Origin of the sequence: Streptomyces sp. R21 (assembly GCF_041051975.1) — a bacterium.
GTDB lineage: Bacteria > Actinomycetota > Actinomycetes > Streptomycetales > Streptomycetaceae > Streptomyces.
The window spans coordinates 1594264-1611251 of the sequence record NZ_CP163435.1 but is presented as its reverse complement, the minus strand read 5'-3'; the positions used below and the strand labels follow the sequence as shown (position 1 = coordinate 1611251).

Annotated in this window: 17 protein-coding genes and 1 tRNA gene; 13 read left to right on the top strand and 5 right to left on the bottom strand. The window is 72.0% G+C overall.

The annotated features are described in order from the left end of the window. Positions 1–13: 13 nt before the first annotated feature. Positions 14–1138, top strand: coding sequence for a maleylacetate reductase (locus AB5J56_RS07505; RefSeq protein ID WP_369242417.1), 1125 nt, complete (start codon positions 14–16; stop codon positions 1136–1138). 89 nt (positions 1139–1227) lie between these two features. Beyond that, positions 1228–2142 (top strand): YceI family protein, encoded by a 915-nt coding sequence (locus AB5J56_RS07500; protein WP_369231271.1) that lies wholly within the window; start codon positions 1228–1230, stop codon positions 2140–2142. A gap of 24 nt (positions 2143–2166) precedes the next feature. Here the strand turns inward: AB5J56_RS07500 and AB5J56_RS07495 are convergent, their stop codons facing one another. From AB5J56_RS07495 to paaI, 3 genes are all read right to left on the bottom strand, one after another. Further along, positions 2167–2775, bottom strand: a complete 609-nt coding sequence (locus tag AB5J56_RS07495; RefSeq protein ID WP_369242416.1) for a TetR/AcrR family transcriptional regulator — start codon at positions 2773–2775, stop codon at positions 2167–2169. An 82-nt stretch (positions 2776–2857) separates the two neighbouring features. After that, on the bottom strand, positions 2858–4204 hold the full coding sequence (gene paaK, locus AB5J56_RS07490; RefSeq protein WP_369231269.1) for a phenylacetate--CoA ligase PaaK: 1347 nt from the start codon (positions 4202–4204) through the stop codon (positions 2858–2860). Then, entirely contained in the window at positions 4201–4590 is a 390-nt protein-coding gene (paaI, locus tag AB5J56_RS07485) for a hydroxyphenylacetyl-CoA thioesterase PaaI (RefSeq protein WP_369242414.1), read from the bottom strand. Before paaI ends, paaK begins: the two co-directional genes overlap by 4 nt. A gap of 247 nt (positions 4591–4837) precedes the next feature. Here paaI and AB5J56_RS07480 point away from each other — a divergent pair, with 247 nt between their 5' ends. The 7 genes from AB5J56_RS07480 to paaE all read left to right on the top strand — a co-directional run bounded on the left by AB5J56_RS07480 (position 4838) and on the right by paaE (position 10869). Beyond that, positions 4838–6061, top strand: coding sequence for an acetyl-CoA C-acyltransferase (locus AB5J56_RS07480; RefSeq protein ID WP_369231267.1), 1224 nt, complete (start codon positions 4838–4840; stop codon positions 6059–6061). 5 nt (positions 6062–6066) lie between these two features. Next, complete coding sequence (locus AB5J56_RS07475; protein WP_369242412.1) at positions 6067–6942, top strand: 3-hydroxyacyl-CoA dehydrogenase family protein; 876 nt, start codon at positions 6067–6069, stop codon at positions 6940–6942. 123 nt (positions 6943–7065) lie between these two features. Then, positions 7066–8064: a 1,2-phenylacetyl-CoA epoxidase subunit PaaA gene (gene paaA / locus AB5J56_RS07470; protein WP_369231265.1), complete on the top strand. Its 999-nt coding sequence runs from the start codon at positions 7066–7068 to the stop codon at positions 8062–8064. Then, entirely contained in the window at positions 8061–8393 is a 333-nt protein-coding gene (paaB, locus tag AB5J56_RS07465; RefSeq protein WP_369231263.1) for a 1,2-phenylacetyl-CoA epoxidase subunit PaaB, read from the top strand. The genes paaA and paaB overlap by 4 nt, the downstream gene beginning before the upstream one ends. A 9-nt stretch (positions 8394–8402) precedes the next feature. After that, positions 8403–9236 (top strand): 1,2-phenylacetyl-CoA epoxidase subunit PaaC, encoded by an 834-nt coding sequence (gene paaC / locus AB5J56_RS07460; protein WP_369231262.1) that lies wholly within the window; start codon positions 8403–8405, stop codon positions 9234–9236. A gap of 5 nt (positions 9237–9241) precedes the next feature. Beyond that, positions 9242–9751 (top strand): 1,2-phenylacetyl-CoA epoxidase subunit PaaD, encoded by a 510-nt coding sequence (paaD, locus tag AB5J56_RS07455; protein ID WP_369231260.1) that lies wholly within the window; start codon positions 9242–9244, stop codon positions 9749–9751. Beyond that, positions 9751–10869: a 1,2-phenylacetyl-CoA epoxidase subunit PaaE gene (paaE, locus tag AB5J56_RS07450; protein WP_369231258.1), complete on the top strand. Its 1119-nt coding sequence runs from the start codon at positions 9751–9753 to the stop codon at positions 10867–10869. The genes paaD and paaE overlap by 1 nt, the downstream gene beginning before the upstream one ends. 57 nt (positions 10870–10926) lie before the next feature. On the opposite strand, the gene AB5J56_RS07445 is transcribed toward paaE, so the two are convergent. Next, complete coding sequence (locus AB5J56_RS07445) at positions 10927–11814, bottom strand: SDR family NAD(P)-dependent oxidoreductase (protein ID WP_369231256.1); 888 nt, start codon at positions 11812–11814, stop codon at positions 10927–10929. A 71-nt stretch (positions 11815–11885) separates the two neighbouring features. Between AB5J56_RS07445 and AB5J56_RS07440 the strand changes: the two genes are divergently transcribed. The 4 genes from AB5J56_RS07440 (at position 11886) to AB5J56_RS07425 (ending at position 15906) form a co-directional block, all read left to right on the top strand. Beyond that, on the top strand, positions 11886–12836 hold the full coding sequence (locus AB5J56_RS07440; RefSeq protein WP_369231254.1) for a LysR family transcriptional regulator: 951 nt from the start codon (positions 11886–11888) through the stop codon (positions 12834–12836). Positions 12837–12879: 43 nt separating this feature from the next. Beyond that, positions 12880–12953 (top strand) — tRNA-Pro (locus tag AB5J56_RS07435). 297 nt (positions 12954–13250) lie between these two features. Beyond that, a complete protein-coding gene (locus tag AB5J56_RS07430) occupies positions 13251–14897 on the top strand; it encodes a rhamnogalacturonan lyase B N-terminal domain-containing protein (RefSeq protein ID WP_369231252.1) in 1647 nt (548 codons plus the stop codon). A gap of 10 nt (positions 14898–14907) precedes the next feature. After that, positions 14908–15906, top strand: coding sequence for a zinc-binding alcohol dehydrogenase family protein (locus tag AB5J56_RS07425; protein ID WP_369231250.1), 999 nt, complete (start codon positions 14908–14910; stop codon positions 15904–15906). Between the two features lie 85 nt (positions 15907–15991). On the opposite strand, the gene AB5J56_RS07420 is transcribed toward AB5J56_RS07425, so the two are convergent. Further along, positions 15992–16912 carry an LLM class F420-dependent oxidoreductase gene (locus AB5J56_RS07420; RefSeq protein ID WP_369231248.1) on the bottom strand — a complete coding sequence of 307 codons (921 nt, stop codon included), beginning with the start codon at positions 16910–16912 and terminating at the stop codon, positions 15992–15994. Positions 16913–16988 lie beyond the last annotated feature (76 nt).

Genomic DNA, 16988 nt, shown 5'->3' with positions numbered 1-16988 from the left:
CGAGACCCCGAAGATCCCCGGGACACTCGACTTCGCCTACGAGACCCAGCCCGCCCGGGTGGTCTTCCGGCCAGGTGCCGCGGTGTCCGCGACGCCGGGCGAGGCCGCACGGCTAGGTCTGCGCAGGCTGCTCGTGGTGTGCGGGAGCCGGGGCCAGGACACGGCGCGCATGGTCGCCGACGCGCTGGGCGACGTCTGCGTGGGCCTCCATGCCGAGGCTCGGATGCACGTACCGGTGGAGATCGTCGAGCGGGCCGTCGAGGTCGCGCGCGCCGCGGGCGCCGACGGCTGTGTCGCGGTCGGCGGCGGCTCCGCGATCGGTCTCGGCAAGGGGATCGCGCTGCGCACCGGCCTGCCGCTGATCGCCGTACCGTCCACGTACGCCGGCTCCGAGATGACCCCGGTCTGGGGCCTCACCGAGAACGGTGCCAAGCGCACCGGCCGCGACCCCTCCGTACAGCCCCGCAGTGTCGTCTACGACCCCGAGCTGACCCTCTCGCTGCCTGTCGACCTCTCCGTGACCAGTGGCGTCAACGCGCTCGCGCACGCCGTGGAGGCGCTGTACGCGCCCGACGGCTCGCCTCTGGTGTCGCTGATGGCGGAGGAGGGCGTGCGTGCCATGACGGGTGCCCTTCCCGGGATCGCCGTTGCTCCGGACGACCTCGACGCGCGCAGCCGTGCCCTGTACGCCGCCTGGCTGTGCGGTGCCTGTCTGGGCTCCACCACCATGGGCCTGCACCACAAGCTGTGCCATGTGCTCGGCGGCACCTTCGGCCTGCCGCACGCCGAGACCCACACTGTGGTCCTCCCGTACGCCCTCGCGTACAACGCCCCCGAGGTCCCGCTCGCCCTCACCGCGCTGAACCGCGCCCTGGACACCGACGACGCTCCACGCGCCCTGCGCGACCTGGCCCGCCGCCTGGGCGCCCCCGGCTCCCTCGCCGAACTGGGCCTCACCGAGGCCGACTTGGAGGTCGCGGCAGCTCAGGTGACCGGCCAGCCGTACCCCAACCCGCGGAAGGTCACCGTCGACGGGGTCCGCGACGTGCTGCGCGCGGCATACGAAGGGCGTACGCCGGAGGGCGGAGTGTCTCGTTCTGAGACACCCACGTCCGCGCGGCGGCCCGCAAGATCGTGAAGGGGTCCGCCCCGTGCCGGCATGGCTCGTTCCGCATGCTCGGGCGACTTCACGCGCGGCCCCGACGCACGTGAAGAAAGGTGAACATCATGGCCCTCGCACTGCTCCGGCGCCGGCGGCCCAAGGGCGGCCCCGCCGAGTCGGCGGGCCTCTCGCTCCCCCTCCCGGCAGGCGCGGGCGCGCTCGGCCGCGAAGTCGTCGACCCGACGGGCGCGCCGATGGCCGCGGCCGACGTCACGGTCACCGCGCTGGACACGCACCGTGTGACGGCCCGCGGGACGACCGACCCGTACGGCTTCTTCCTCGCGGCGCTGCCCCCGGGCCGCTACAGCCTCCTGATCGCGACGGACGGCCTGCAGCCGCACCAGGAGACGGTGGACGTCGTGGCCGGGGCTGCGTCCGCCAATGAGCGCGTCCGGCTCCAGCCGGCGCGCGTCATGGAGCTTCCGGAGCCCGGCACCTGGCTCTTCGACCCTCCGCACACGGCGATCCGCTTCATCGCCAAGCACGTCGGCATGGGCCATGTGCACGGCCGTTTCGAGCGCTTCCAGGGCGGCATCCAGGTCGCCCAGGACATGGCCCGGACCCGCGTGCACGTCCGCATCGACGCGTCGAGCATCACCACCGGCAACACGACCCGCGACAACCACCTGCGCTCCGCCGACTTCCTCGACGTCGAGCGCTTCCCGTACATCGACTTCAACAGCACCCGCTTCGCCTACCGCGGCGGCACCAAGTGGACCCTCCAGGGCTCGCTCACCATGCACGGTGTCAGCCGCTCGGTGGCCCTGGACACCACCTACCTCGGCACGGTCAACGGCGGCTACGGCGAGGAACTCCGCTGCGCCGCCCTCGCCAAGGCGGAACTCCATCGCGAGGACTACACCCTCAACTGGCGTTCCATGCTGGCCCGCGGCATCGCGGTGGTCGGCCCGACGGTCCAACTGGAGCTGGACGTACAGGCGATGTACCGCACGCACGACACGCCGACGCCGCCGGAGTAGCCCGGCTGCCCGGCTGCGCGCCGGTCAGCTGTCGGCTCGCCCGCCCCGCAACCCGTCGAAGAGCACCGCCGTCAGGGCGTCCGCCAGCGCGGCCACCGGCAGCCCTCCCTCCGGGCGGTACCACTCGATGAGGGAGTTGACCGTGCCGAACAGCAGGCGGCTGATCAGGTGCGGGTCGATGTCGTCGCGGACGCCGCCCTCGGCCGCCGCCCGGGCGACCAGCTCGGCGACCCGGTGGTCGAACTCGCGGCGCCGCTCCAGGGCGTGTTGCTCGACGGCGCTGTTGCCGCGGACACGCAGCAGCAGGGTGACGTACGGCAGCTCGGCGGCCAGCACATCGACGCTGCGGTGCACCACGTGCTCCAGCCGGGCGGTCGCCGTGGTGTCCGGGACCGGGTCCTCGTCGAGCACGGCGAACAGGGCGTCCAGGGCGCGGCCGACGGCGAGGCCGAGAAGCTCCTCCTTGCCGGTGACGTGATGGTAGATGCTCGACTTGCTCAGGCCGAGGCGCCTGGCCAGCTCCTCCATGCCGGTGCCGTCGTAGCCGCGCTCGTTGAAGACCACGACCGCGACCTCCAGCAGGGAGGCACGGTCGTAGGCGGGCCGGTCGCGGCGGCCGACGGGACTCTGCACAGGTGTTCTGCTCACGTGACCATTGTGACAAGGCCGGGGACCAGGCTCTGAGGGGCGGAAAACACGCCGCGAAGGCCGGTGATCACGGCTTCCGCAGATCCTTGACCCGGTGGAGCTTGCCGAGCGAGCGTTCCAGCGTCTCCGGGTCGACGATCGCGACCTCGACGCTCACGCCGACGCCGTCCTTGACGCCCTGCGCGATGATCCGGGCCGCCGCCTCGCGCTGGTCGGGGCCCGTCTCGGCGCGTGCCTCGACGCGGACCGTCATGTGGTCCATCCGCTCGCGGCGGGTGAGCTGGAGCTGGAAGTGCGGGGCGACACCGGGCGTGCGGAGCACGATCTCCTCGATCTGGCTGGGGAAGACGTTCACCCCGCGCAGGATGATCATGTCGTCGCTGCGGCCGGTGATCTTCTCGATACGGCGGAACGCGGGCCGGGCGGTGCCGGGCAGCAGGCGCGTCAGGTCACGCGTCCGGTAGCGGATGATCGGCAGCGCCTCCTTGGTGAGGGAGGTGAAGACCAGCTCTCCGTGCTCGCCGTCCGGCAGCACCTCTCCGGTGAACGGGTCGACGACCTCGGGGAGGAAGTTGTCCTCCCAGACGTGCAGCCCGTCCTTGGTCTCCACGCACTCCTGCGCCACGCCCGGACCGATCACCTCGGACAGGCCGTAGATGTCGACGGCGTGGATGTCCATGCGCTCCTCGATCTCGCGGCGCATCTCCTCGGTCCACGGCTCGGCCCCGAAGATGCCGACCTCCAGGGAGGTGGAGCGCGGGTCGACGCCCTGGCGCTCGAACTCGTCGAGGAGGGTGAGCATGTAGGAAGGGGTGACCATGATGATCTCGGGCTTGAAGTCCTGGATGATCTGCACCTGGCGTGCGGTCATGCCGCCCGAGGCGGGGATCACCGTGCACCCGGCCCGCTCGGCCCCGTAGTGCGCGCCGAGACCCCCGGTGAACAGGCCGTAGCCGTAACTGATGTGCACCTTGTGGCCCGCGCGGCCGCCGGCGGCGCGGATGGAGCGGGCGATCATGTCGGCCCACATGGAAATGTCGTTCTCTGTATAGCCGACGACCGTGGGGCGCCCCGTGGTGCCGCTGGACGCATGGATGCGGCGCACATCGGCCATCGGGACGGCGAACATGCCGAAGGGGTACGTGTCCCGCAGGTCGGCCTTGGTGGTGAAGGGGAACCGGGCGAGGTCCCCAAGGGTCCGGCAGTCGTCGGGCTTGACGCCGGCCTCGTCGAATTTCTTCCGGTACTGCTCGACGTTCTCGTACGCATGCCGCAGCGTGGCCCGCAGCCGATCGAGCTGGAGTTCCCCGAGCTGCTCGCGCGTCATCCGCTCGCCGTCGTCCAGCAGTGCCTCGGGGAGCGGCTCTCCCAGGCGGGCTCCCGGGACAGCCGGGGCTGTCAGGTCACTGCTCATGACGACTCCTCTGCATTGGTACTCCGGAGGGTGCGGCTGCGGCCGCGGAACTCCGCGATCGCCTCGTCACCGCGCCGGATGCTCACGTCGTAGATGCCGCTGCGGCCGAACCGGGTGCGCTCGTGCGCGACGGCCACCAGGACGTCGCCCTCGTGGGCGGGGGCGATGAAGTCGATGTCGGCCGCGGCGGCGACGGTCACGGGTCCGTGGCTGTTGCAGGCGCAGGCGAAGGCGGTGTCGGCGAGCAGGAACAGATAGCCGCCGTGGGCGATCCCGTGCCCGTTGACCATCGCCGGCGTCACGGTCATCCGGAGCGCGGCGGACCCCTCACCGTGCTCCAGGAGCTCGATGCCCAGACCGCGGGACGCCTGATCAGCGGCGAACATCGCCTCCGCGGGACTGCGCGACGGGCGGCTCGGCTCCGTGCGGCCGGACGTCCTGTCAGTGGTCCGTGTCACTCTTTCCACCACCTTGTGAGCCGACCGAACATTCGGTTAGCGTGCGGCACGGCCAAGTAATCCAGCATCACCACTGCCTGTCAAGAGGTGGACCACATGCCCGACGAGAAGCCCGAGCGCCCCGACTTCCGCGGCAGCGCCGCCATCGCGGCCGCCTTCAGTGAGGAGCCCGCCCGTGTCTGACGAGGTCTATCTCATCGACGGGGCGCGTACCCCGCAGGGTCGCTACGGCGGCGCCCTGGCCGGTGTACGGCCCGACGACCTGGCCGCGCTCGTCGTCGGGGAGGCCGTCCGCCGCGCCGGGATACCGGCCGAGTCGGTGGACGAGGTGATCCTCGGCGCCGCCAACCAGGCGGGGGAGGACAACCGGGACGTGGCCCGCATGGCCGTGCTGCTGGCCGGTCTTGCGCACACCGTGCCCGGCTACACCGTCAACCGGCTGTGCGCCTCCGGCCTGACGGCGGTCGCGAGCGCTGCCCAGGCGATCCGCTCCGGCGAGGCCGACCTGGTGGTGGCGGGCGGCGTGGAGTCCATGACCCGGGCTCCCTGGGTGATGGCCAAGCCCGGCACCCCGTGGGCCAAGCCGGGCGAGGTGCACGACACCTCGCTGGGCTGGCGCTTCACCAACCCGCGCTTCTCGGCCGCCGACCGGGCCCTGCCCGCCGGGTCCGGTCCGGAGACGGCCAAGGTGACCCTGTCGATGGGGGAGACGGCCGAGGAGGTCGCCGCGCTGGACGGCATCACCCGCGCCGAGTCGGACGCGTTCGCGCTGCGCAGTCACCGGCGGGCCGTCGCCGCCCAGAAAGCCGGTCACTTCGACCGGGAGATCGTGCCGGTCCCGGTCAAGGGCGGCGAGGTCACCCGCGACGAGGGCCCGCGTCCCGGCACGACCCTGGAGAAGCTCGGCACGCTGCGCACGATCTTCCGCGAGGGCGGGGTCGTCACGGCGGGCTCCGCCTCGCCGCTGTCCGACGGGGCCGCCGCGCTGGTCGTCGCGAGCGCCGCGGCCGTCGAGCGGTACGGGCTCACCCCGCGGGCCCGGATCGTCACCTCCGCCTCGGCGGGCGTACAGCCCAACCTCATGGGCCTCGGCCCGGTCCCCGCCACCGAGAAGGCTCTCGCCCGCGCCGGATGGGGGACCGGCGACCTGGACGCGGTCGAGCTGAACGAGGCCTTCGCCGCGCAGGCCCTGGCAGTCATACGGCGCCTCAAGCTCGACGAGGAGAAGGTGAACGCCGACGGCGGCGCCATCGCCCTCGGCCACCCGCTCGGCTGCTCCGGCGCCCGCATCCTGCTCACCCTGATCGGGCGGCTGGAGCGCGAGGACGCCCGGCGGGGCCTTGCGACCCTGTGCGTCGGAGTCGGCCAGGGCGTCGCGATGCTCGTGGAGCGGGTGTGAGCGACATGACGCACGTGTCCCGGGCTGCGCCCTCGGCGCCCGCACTCGTCGGCGTGATCGGCGGCGGCCGCATGGGCGCAGGGATCGCCCAGTCCTTCGCGGCGGCAGGATCGACCGTCATCGTCGTGGAGAGCGGCGAGCAGGCGGCCGCCGCGGCCCGGGACCGGGTCGCCACCGGTCTGAAGCGGGCCGCCGAGCGCGGCCGCCTCGACGAGTCCGCCGAGCAGGTGCTCGCCCGCGTGACGACAGTGGAAACCGTGGACGAGCTGCCCGAGGACGCCGACCTGGTCGTGGAGGCCGTCCCCGAGGACGCCGCGCTCAAGGCCCGGCTCCTCGCGGCGGCCGAGCGCGCGGTCGGTCCGGCGACCGTGCTGGCCACCAACACCAGCTCGCTGTCGGTGACCGACATCGCCGCGGCCCTCGCCCGTCCCGGTCGCTTTCTGGGCATGCACTTCTTCAACCCCGTGCCCGCCTCCGAGCTGGTCGAGATCGTGGTCGCCCCGGACACCGCAGCCGGCGTCGTCGAGGCGGCCCTCGGCTGGACCCACGTCCTCGGCAAGAAGGACGTCGTCGTCAAGGACTCGCCGGGCTTCGCCAGCAGCCGCCTCGGCCTGGCCCTGGGCCTGGAGGCGATCCGCATGGTCGAGGAGGGCGTCGCCGAGCCCGAGGCCATCGACGACGCCATGCACCTCGGCTACAAGCACCCGATGGGCCCACTGCGGCTGACCGACCTGGTCGGCCTCGACGTACGCCTCGCCATCGCGGAGCATCTGCACGCCACCCTCGGCGAACGCTTCGCCCCGCCGCGGCTGCTGCGCGACAAGGTCGCCCGCGGGGAGCTGGGACGCAAGACGGGACAGGGGTTCTACGCATGGCCGTGAGTACGGTCGAAGCGGCCCTGGCGGTCGGCCCGGCGGGAGCCGGCCAAGGACAGGGCTTGCCCATGCGGGGGGATCTCGTCGTATCATTGACCGAACGAATGGTCGGTTGGGAAGTTGGTTTCGATGGCCACCACACAATCCAGTGCCTCACCCTCCGCGCCGTCCGCCGGTCCTGCGGAGCCGGAGCTTCAGGAGCAGTTCGACGCGACGATCGCGCGGGACCAGCGGGTCGAGCCGCGTGACTGGATGCCGGAGGGCTACCGCAAGACGCTCGTCCGGCAGATCGCCCAGCACGCGCACTCGGAGATCATCGGCATGCAGCCGGAGGGCGACTGGATCACCCGGGCGCCGTCGCTGCGCCGCAAGGCGATCCTGTTCGCGAAGGTCCAGGACGAGGCCGGACACGGGCTGTACCTGTACTCGGCGGCGGAGACGCTGGGCGCGGACCGCGCGGACCTGACGGAGCGGCTGATCGAGGGCCGGCAGAAGTACTCGTCGATCTTCAACTACCCGACCCGGAGCTTCGCCGACGTCGGCGTGATCGGCTGGTTCGTGGACGGCGCGGCGATCTGCAACCAGGTCCCGCTGTGCCGCAGTTCGTACGGGCCGTACGCGCGGGCGATGGTGCGGGTCTGCAAGGAGGAGTCGTTCCACCAGCGGCAGGGCTACGAACTGCTGATGACGATGATGCGCGGCACCGACGCACAGCGCGCCATGGTCCAGGACGCGGTGGACCGCTGGTGGTGGCCGTCGCTGATGATGTTCGGCCCGCCCGACGGCGACTCGCCCAACTCGGCCCGGTCGATGGCGTGGAAGATCAAGCGGCACAGCAACGACGAGCTGCGCCAGCGCTTCGTCGACATGACCGTCCCGCAGGCCGAGAAGCTGGGCGTGACGCTGCCCGACCCGGAGCTGCGCTGGAACGAGGAGCGCGGCCGCCACGACTTCGGCACCCCCGACTGGTCCGAACTCCAGCGGGTGATCAGCGGGGACGGGCCGTGCAACACGGAGCGGGTCTCGCGGCGCCGGGCCGCGCACGAGGAAGGCGCCTGGGTGCGCGAGGCGGCCACCGCCCACGCGGCCAAGCAGAGCAAGCGACTTGAGGAAGGCGCGGTGGCATGAGCGACACCGACAGCAGAGGCACGGCGAGCACCGGCGCCGACAGCACGAAGAAGGAATGGCCGCTGTACGAGATATTCGTGCGCGGCAAGCGCGGTCTCAACCATGTCCACGTCGGCTCGCTGCACGCGGCCGACGACCGGATGGCGCTCACCCACGCCCGCGACCTGTACACCCGGCGCAACGAGGGCGTGAGCATCTGGGCGGTGCGCTCGGAGCACATCACCGCCTCCTCACGCGACGAGAAGGACCCCTTCTTCGCCCCGAGCGCCGACAAGGTCTACCGCCACCCCACGTTCTACGACATCCCCGACGACGTCCCCCACATCTAGGAGCAGGGCATGAGTGACGATCACGTCTACCTCTCCCTCGCCGAGGGGCACGACGACGGCAGCGACGCCCGCTGGGCGTTCGGCACCGGATTCGAGGACCCGCTGCACGGCGTCGACACGCGCGTGCCCGAGGGCATCGACGCCGCCGAACTCGTCGCGACCTGCCTGGCGCTCGGCGACGACGCGCTGGTCTCGGCGCAGCGCCTCGCCGAGTGGTGCACGCGCGCACCGGAGCTGGAGGAGGAGGTGGCGCTCGCCAACATCGGTCTCGACCTCCTTGGACAGGCCCGTCTGCTGTACGCGCGCTGCGGCCAGGCCGACGGCAGCGGTCGCGGCGAGGACGCGTACGCCTACTTCCGTGACGCCGGTGACTTCCGCAACGTACGCCTGGCCGAACTCCCGGTCGGCGACTTCGCGTTCTCGATCGTGCGGCTGCTGGTGCTGTCCAGCTGGCGCCTGGCCCACTTCGAGCGGCTCGCCGCGTCCCCCGACCCGGTGCTCGCCGCGATCGCCGCCAAGGGCGTCAAGGAGCTGACCTACCACCGGCAGTACGCCGCCGAGTGGGCCGTGCGGCTGGGGGACGGCACGGCGGAGTCGCACCGCCGGATGGTGGCGGGACTCGACCAAGTCGCGCCGTATATAGGCGAGTTGTTCACCGCGTACGACGTCCGGGACGAGGTGACGGACATCCTGCGCCAGGTCACCGAGGCCGCGGGTCTGCCCATGCCCGCGATCGCGACGCTGCCGGAGCGGGGCCGGGACGGCGACCACACCGAGCATCTCGCGCCGCTGCTGGACGAGTTGCAGAGCGTGGCCCGCGCACACCCGGAGGCGACATGGTGACCGTCATGCCCCGCGCGGACGTGCTCCACGCCCGGCACATCGCCGAGCAGGTGCTGGACCCCGAGCTGCCCATGCTCACCCTGGCCGACCTGGGCGTGCTGCGCGACGTCGAGGTCACAGCGGACGGCACGGTCGTCGCGAGCCTGACCCCCACCTACTCAGGCTGCCCGGCGATGGCCGAGATGCGCGCGGACGTCTCGGCGCGACTGACGGCGGCCGGATTCGACCGCGTCGAGATCCGCACCGTCCTCGACCCGCCGTGGACCACCGACTGGATCACGGCGGCCGGCCGCCGCAAGCTCGCCGAGCACGGCATCGCCCCGCCCGGCCCCGCGCCCAGGCGCACGTCCGGGCCGGTGCCGCTGGACCTCTCGCCGACCCGCCGCACGGTGTCCTGCCCGCAGTGCGGCTCGGCGGACACCGAGGAAACCTCCCGCTTCGCCGCCACGTCCTGCAAGGCCCTGTGGCGCTGCCGCGTCTGCCGCGAGCCGTTCGAGTACGTCAAGGAGATCTGATGGAAGACCTGCTGGCCCCGGCCGCCCGCGCTCAGGCCGCGGCGCCGCGCACCCGCCGCCGCCCGGCCTTCCACACGCTCCGCGTGGCCGCGGTGCAGCGGCTGTGCGAGGACGCGGTCGCCGTCAGCTTCGAGGTACCGGGCGAACTGGCCGAGGAGTTCGCGTTCGCGCCCGGCCAGTCGCTCACGCTGCGGCGCCGAACCGACGGGCGGGACGAGCGGCGCTCGTACTCGATCTGCGCCCCGGTCGGCGCGGAGCCCCGTATCGGCGTACGGGTGGTGCCCGGCGGCCTGTTCTCCTCCTGGCTCGTCCACGACGTGCGCCCCGGAGACAGCGTCGAAGTGATGGCCCCCACCGGCGCGTTCACGCCTGACCCGAGCACGCCCGGCCACCACGTCCTCATCGCGGCCGGCAGCGGCATCACGCCCATGATGTCCATCGCCGAGTCCGTCCTCGCCGTCGACTCCCGCTCCCGCGTCACCCTCTTCTACGGCAACCGGCGCACCGACACGGTGATGTTCGCCGACGAACTCGCCGACCTGAAGGACGAGTACCCCACCCGCTTCCAGCTGGCGCACGTCCTCTCCCGCGAACCGCGCGAGGCCGACCTGCTCACCGGCCGTCTCGACGGTGACCGCCTCGCCGCGCTCATCGACGGCCTGGTCGACGTGGCGAGCGCCGACCACTGGTGGCTGTGCGGCCCGCACGGCATGGTCCGCGACGCCCAGGCGGTCCTCGCCGGGCTCGGTGTCCCCGGCGACCGGGTCCACCAGGAGCTGTTCTATGCCGACGATGATCCCGTAGAGCCCGTACGCCACAAGGACGCGTCCGTGGAGGGTCCCGTCAGCCGGGTCACCCTCACCCTCGACGGCCGCTCCACCACCTCCCCGATCTCCCGCGACACCACCATCCTCGACTCGGCCACCCGCCTCCGCCCGGACATGCCCTTCGCCTGCAAGGGCGGTGTCTGTGGCACCTGCCGTGCCCTGGTCACCGAGGGCGAGGCCGACATGCGCCGCAACTACGCCCTCGAACCCGCCGAGGTCGACGCGGGCTACGTCCTGACCTGCCAGACGTTCCCCGTCTCGGACACACTGACGGTCGACTACGACAGCTGAGCGCACCGTACGGCTCCTTCGTAACTGGGCGGAGGCTCAACTGAGCTGACTGCAGGGCTAGTTGGAGAGCAGTCGCTCCTGGTGGGCGGGCGGTGTCCCCTCGCGCCAGGGCACGACCTCGCCGAAGCGGACGAGTTCGCCGTACGTCGCCGGGTCGACGCGTTCGGCCAGCAGCAGGTCGAGTACGGCGACCGCGGCCTGCGCCGGGGTCTGCGCGTGGCTGAAGTCGGCGAACCACGGCCGGGAGAGCGGGGTGTCCACGAGCCCGGGGCACACCGCCGCGATCAGGGTGTTCTGCGCCAGGTCGGCGGCCCGGCGCTCGGCCGCGACCGCGCGCACGGCGGCGACCTGGGCCACCTTGGACGGGACGTTGATCCACTGTGGCCAGCCCGACTCCTCCGACGTGCCCGCCCGGATCGCGGCGAGCCAGGACGCGACGACCTTCTCCACCTCGTCGAGGGAGGCGCCGTCGAACAGCGGCCGGAGCGGGGGATCGAGATGGCCGAGCGTGCCGAGCGAACTGGCCACCACGAGCAGGCGCCCGCCCGGACGCAGCACCGGGCCGAACGAGCGGAGCACCGCGTGCGCGCCCCCGTTGGCGACTCCGATGAACGCGTCGGCCTGTTCGGCCTGCGTCAGGTCGGGCGTGAGCATGGCGCTGGCGTTGGACACGACGATGTCCACTCCGCCGTAGCGCGCCCGGAGTTCGGCGGCCGCACGGGCCACGGCGTCGGCGTCGGAGACGTCGAGCACCCGGCCCTCCACCCGGCTGCGGGTGGCGGGAGCCTCGGCGACGCGTGACGCGGCGTCCGCGACCCGCTGGGCATTGCGCCCGGTGAGCAGGACCAGGTCGTCCGGGCCCAGCCGGGCGGCCAGCCCCGCGGCGAGGGCGAAGCCGAGGCCCTGGTTGGCGCCGGTGACAAGAGCAATGCGTGCAACAGTCATGACCACCACGCTAGGAACGGTTCGGCCATGCGTCCAACGAAAGCTGCTCACCTCTGGTATGCGTAAAAGTCATGGACTTCACCGATGTCTCGCTCGTCGCGCTCCGCGTCTTCCGTGAGGTGGCCGAACGTGGCACGCTCACCGCGGCCGCGGCGGCGCTCGGATACACCCAGTCCGCGGTGTCCCGGCAGATCGCCTCACTGGAACGGGCCGCACGGGCACCCCTGTTGGAGCGGCGCCGCGACGGAGTACGGCTGACCGACGCCGGGCACATCGTGCTGCGCCGCGCCGTGACGGTGCTCGACCAGATCGACGCCACGGCGCGCGAACTCGCCGGGCTGCCCGCCGAAGCGGGAACCGTGCGCCTGGGCTGGTTCGCCAGCGCGGGCGCCGTTCTGCTCCCGCGAGCCGTCGCCGCGCTGCGCCGCAGCCACCCGGCCATCACCGTCACCACCCGGGAGGGCAGCACCCCGGCCCTGGTCCGCGCGCTGCGCGCCGGCACGCTGGACCTCGCCCTGCTGGCATCGATGCCGCCCTTCCGGCCGCTCGACACGGAGACGCCGCCGCTGAGAGTGCAGACCCTCAGCGAGCGCAGCCTGTGCCTGGCCGTCCCCGCAAGTCATCCCCTCGCCGCGCACGACTGCGTCGATATCGCCGAACTCCGCGGCCAACACTGGATCGCCGGCGCCTCCTCGGGCGACGAACGGCTGATGGGCGTCTGGCCCGGCCTCGACGAGCGCCCCGTCATCGCGCACACGGCCCGCGACTGGCTGGCCAAGCTCAACCTCGTCGCCGCCGGCTGCGGCCTGACCACCGTGCCCGCCTCCCTCACCGCCGCCGCGCCCCCCGGCGTACGCATCCTGACGGTCCGCGGTGGCCCCGAGGAACACCGCCGCCTCGTCCTGGCCGGCCTCCCGCGCCCCCTCCCGGAACCGGCTGCCCGCCTTGCCGACGCGCTGCGCACCGCGGCGGCGGACCTGCACGCGCCGGTCCGGGCCAGCCCCGCTGCTCGCGTGCGGTAGGGTTTACCTGCACGATCACGCGGGAAACCGCGGGTGAACGCACCGGGACGTGGCGCAGCTTGGTAGCGCACTTGACTGGGGGTCAAGGGGTCGCAGGTTCAAATCCTGTCGTCCCGACGGTGCGAAGGGTCTTCGCAGACGAGAGTCTGCGAGGGCCCTTTTTTCGCGTGTCCCCTTCGGCAGACGGCCAGGAGCGTCCGGGAACCGACCTGCGTGATCGGTAAAGCCACAGAAATGAAAAGAAACGTTCATGATCGGTCGAATCGTCTGCTGAATCCCATATGTCGGGACCGAATGTGGCGTGCCATTACATCTTCGTGGCCATCGGCCGCCGATCTTCGTGCGGAGCCGCTCGGGCGGGCAGGCTTGTGGCTCCCTTCCTCAACCTCCCCTCGTGCCACAGGAGTTGTCCGCATGCCGTACGACAGCCCGCTGTCCCGCCGTACCGTCCTCGCCTCGGCGGCCGGGCTCGCCCTGGCCCTCGCCACCCCCGTCACCGCCTCGGCCGCGAACTTCGGCTACACCGACGACGGCACCAACTACGTCGTCGACACCGGCGCCGGCCTGGTCTTCAAGGTCAACCACAGCAACGGCGACCTCTCGTCCTTCGTCTACAACGGCACCGAGTACCAGGGCTATGACGGCAAGAACTCGCACATCGAGAGCGGTCTCGGCACCTCGACGGTGACGATCTCCACGCCCGCCACCGGAGTCGTCCTCATCAAGGTCGTCCACGGCACTCTGATCCACTACTACGCGGCACGCAGCGGCCAGAACAACATCTACCTCTTCACCTACAAGCCCGACACCTCCGTCACCGCCAGCCGCTACATCGCGCGCCTGAAGCCCGCCATCTTCCCCACCACCTACTCGGACACCTGGTCCAACTCCGACACCGTCATCGAGTCCGCCGACATCTTCGCCAAGGCCGACGGGACCACCAGGGCCAAGCACTTCTCCAACCTGCGGACCATCGACTACGACTACTTCGGCTTCAGCTCCTCCGCCGCTTCGATCTGGGTCGTCCGCTCCACCAAGGAGAAGGACTCCGGCGGCCCCTTCATCCGTCAGCTGCTACGGCACGGCAACGAGTCCGGCGCCGGGCTCTACGAGCACCTCTACTACGCCGAGGGCCAGACGGAGGCCGAGCGCTTCGGCCTGCACGGCCCGTACGTCCTGGCCTTCACCGACGGGTCCGCGCCGACCGCCGCCGTGTCCGGGCGCGACAACACCGCCTGGGTGGATGCCCTCGGGCTGGCGGGCTGGACCGGGGCGGGCGGTCGCGGGCGGATCGTCGGCAACGGGCTCGCGGGGCGGGACACTGCGTACCCCTATGTCGTGGGCGTGTCCAACTCCGATGCCCAGTACTGGGGGAAGGCGGACGCCGGCACCGGCAAGTACGCGGTCCCCGGCATCCTGCCCGGCACGTACACCCTCACCGTCTACAAGGGCGAACTCGCCGTGCACACCCAGGACGTCACAGTCACCGCGGGCGCCGTCACCACCGTGCACACCATCACGATCACCGGCGACCCCGCCGCCGACCCCGCCATCTGGCGCATCGGCGACTGGAACGGCACCCCGGCCGGCTTCAAGAACGCCGCCCTCGTCACCTATGCCCACCCCTCCGACTCCCGCGCCGCCCCTTGGACCGCCGGCACCTACGTCATCGGCACCTCGACGGCCTCGGCCTGGCCCGCCTACCAGTTCAAGGAGATCAACCAGGGCCTGTTGGTCTCCTTCACCCTCACCGCCGCCCAGGCCGCCACCGACCGCACCCTCCGTATCGGCATCACCACCGCCAAGGCGGGCGGCCGCCCCCAGATCACCGTCAACGACACCTGGACCTCCGGCATCCCGGCCGCCGCCACCGAGCCCTCCACCCGGACCCTGACGGTCGGCAGCTACCGCGGCAACAACCACACGTACGAATACGTCATCCCCGCCGCCCAGTTGCTGACCGGCACCAACACCCTGCGCATCGACGCCGCCAGCGGCTCGGCGGGCGGTGGAGGCTACCTCAGCCCCAGCTACGCGTTCGACGCGCTCGACCTGGTCTGAGGAGTGCCACGTGCGTGCATACGGATTCAAGTCGAATGGCGGACCTGAGGTCCTGGAGGAGGTCCAGGTGCCGACACCGGCGCCCGGCCCCGGCCAGGTGCTGATCGAGGTCGCGTACGCCGGGGTGAACTTCGCCGAGGTGCAGCACCGGCGTGGCGAGTTCGGCGAGCCCGATGGCCCCGGTGGCTATGACGTGCCCGGGCTGGAGGTCTCCGGCACGGTGGCCGCGCTCGGCAGCGCAGTGCACGGGCCGGCTGTCGGTGAGCAGGTGGCCGCCTACCTTCCGGGCTTCGGAGGGTACGCCGAGTTCGTCGTGGTCGACGCGGACTTCGTCCGGCCGGTGGGCGGGCTCCCGTTGGCACACGCGGCGGGGGTGCCGTGCGTGTATCCGACGGCTTACGGCGTGCTGGCGGACGCCGGGCGGCTGGGCGACGGCGAGAGCGTGCTCATTCATGCGGCGGCCGGCGGGGTCGGTTCGGCCGCGGCGCGGATCGCGCGTGGGCTCGGCGCGGCGCGCGTCTTCGGCACCGTGGGTTCCACGGAAAAGACGCAGCTGGCCGCCGCGCTGGGCTACGACGCGTTGTTCGTCCGGGAAGACTTCGAGGACGCGGTCCGGGAGGTCACCGAAGGTCGTGGGGTGGACCTGGTGCTGGACCCGGTCGGAGGCCCGGTGCGGCAGGCGAGCCTGCAGGTCCTGGCCCCCTTCGGCCGGGTCGTCGCCTATGGGGACCTGGGGCGGCACGCGGACTGGAGGGCGGACGTGTTCGACCTGTGGAAGAACAGCCGGACCGTCGCCGGGTACAACATCGGTGACGTCGCCCGCCGTTCCCCCGCCACGATCGGCGAGCACCTGTCCAGGGCGCTGTCCGCGCTCGCCTCCGGAGCGCTTCCCTACGCCCCTCCGACCGTCCTCCCGTGGGCGGATGTCGCCGAGGTCCACCGGCTCTTCGAGGCCGGGGGCACCCACGGGAAGACCGTGCTCGCTGTCGCGGAGCAAGGAGCCGGGTGAGTCCCTGACAAGCGCCCGGCAGGTCTTCGGGAGCTGCCACGCGGCGGGCATCCCTGACTGGTCCGCCCCTCTGGTGTGAGGTGCCTCAGCCGTTCGCCAGCTCGCCGAGCAGCTTCCAGGTACGGCGCCGGTCCTCCTCGCCGCCGAGGTCCGTCGCGGTGAACACCACCTCCGTCGCGCCGGCTTCGCGGTAGCGGCGTACCTCGGCGGCGACGGTCTCCTCGTCACCGATGACGGCCAGGTCGGCGGCCCGGGTGCCGCCGGAGAGGCCGATGACGCGCTGGTAGGAGGGGAACTGCTCGTAGAAGGCGAGCGTCTCGGTCGCGGTCTCCCGTACCGTCTCGACGTCGGCGGTGACCACACCGGGCACGAAGGCCACGATCCGGGGTGCCGTCCGGCCCGCCGACTCGGCCGCGGCGGTGACGGCCGGGACGATGTGCTCGGCGAGGGCCCGCGGGCCGGCCAGCAGCGGCAGGATGCCGTCGGCGAGTTCGCCGGAGGCGCGCAGTGCCTGCGGCGCCATGGCTGCGACGAGGAGCGGCACCGGCGGCTCGGCGCCGCCCGGCACCGCCGCCGGCAGCGGTGTGGTGGCGGTCAGCAGTTCTCCGCGGAAGTCGGCGCTGCCGGTTTCCACGAGCTGGCGCAGGGCGATCAGGAACTCACGGAGCCGGGCGATGGGGCGCTCGTACGGGATACCGAAGCCCGTCTCGGTGAGGTGCTTCGTGCCGAGCGCCAGGCCGAGGTGGTAGCGGCCGCCGGTCGCGGCCTGGGCCGTCTGGGCCTGGCTGGAGAGCAGCAACGGATGGCGGCCGAAGACGGGGATCGCGGCGGTCCCGACGTGCAGTCCGGGCACCTCGCGGCCGACGATCGCGGCGAGCGTGGGGGAGTCGTACGCGAAGGTCTGGCCCAACCACGCCGAGCGCAGTCCGGCCTCGTGGGCCTCCCGCGCGAGATGCACCGTGCTGTCGATCCGGTTGTGGAGGGGGAGTGCGACGCCAACGGTCATAGCAGCCCAATCGACAGGAGCGTGACGGGCATTGCTGCCCGGGCCGCCGCGGTGCGAGTGCGGGGGGCGAACGGCT

Coding starts and splice junctions, on each gene's coding strand:
- AB5J56_RS07420 (WP_369231248.1), bottom strand. CDS start 16,912: ATGACCGTTGGCGTCGCACTCCCCCTCCACAACCGGATCGACAGCACG.
- paaD (WP_369231260.1), top strand. CDS start 9,242: ATGCCCCGCGCGGACGTGCTCCACGCCCGGCACATCGCCGAGCAGGTG.
- AB5J56_RS07430 (WP_369231252.1), top strand. CDS start 13,251: ATGCCGTACGACAGCCCGCTGTCCCGCCGTACCGTCCTCGCCTCGGCG.
- AB5J56_RS07500 (WP_369231271.1), top strand. CDS start 1,228: ATGGCCCTCGCACTGCTCCGGCGCCGGCGGCCCAAGGGCGGCCCCGCC.
- paaE (WP_369231258.1), top strand. CDS start 9,751: ATGGAAGACCTGCTGGCCCCGGCCGCCCGCGCTCAGGCCGCGGCGCCG.
- AB5J56_RS07445 (WP_369231256.1), bottom strand. CDS start 11,814: ATGACTGTTGCACGCATTGCTCTTGTCACCGGCGCCAACCAGGGCCTC.
- AB5J56_RS07475 (WP_369242412.1), top strand. CDS start 6,067: ATGACGCACGTGTCCCGGGCTGCGCCCTCGGCGCCCGCACTCGTCGGC.
- paaK (WP_369231269.1), bottom strand. CDS start 4,204: ATGAGCAGTGACCTGACAGCCCCGGCTGTCCCGGGAGCCCGCCTGGGA.
- AB5J56_RS07440 (WP_369231254.1), top strand. CDS start 11,886: ATGGACTTCACCGATGTCTCGCTCGTCGCGCTCCGCGTCTTCCGTGAG.
- paaC (WP_369231262.1), top strand. CDS start 8,403: ATGAGTGACGATCACGTCTACCTCTCCCTCGCCGAGGGGCACGACGAC.
- paaA (WP_369231265.1), top strand. CDS start 7,066: ATGGCCACCACACAATCCAGTGCCTCACCCTCCGCGCCGTCCGCCGGT.
- paaI (WP_369242414.1), bottom strand. CDS start 4,590: ATGTTCGCCGCTGATCAGGCGTCCCGCGGTCTGGGCATCGAGCTCCTG.
- paaB (WP_369231263.1), top strand. CDS start 8,061: ATGAGCGACACCGACAGCAGAGGCACGGCGAGCACCGGCGCCGACAGC.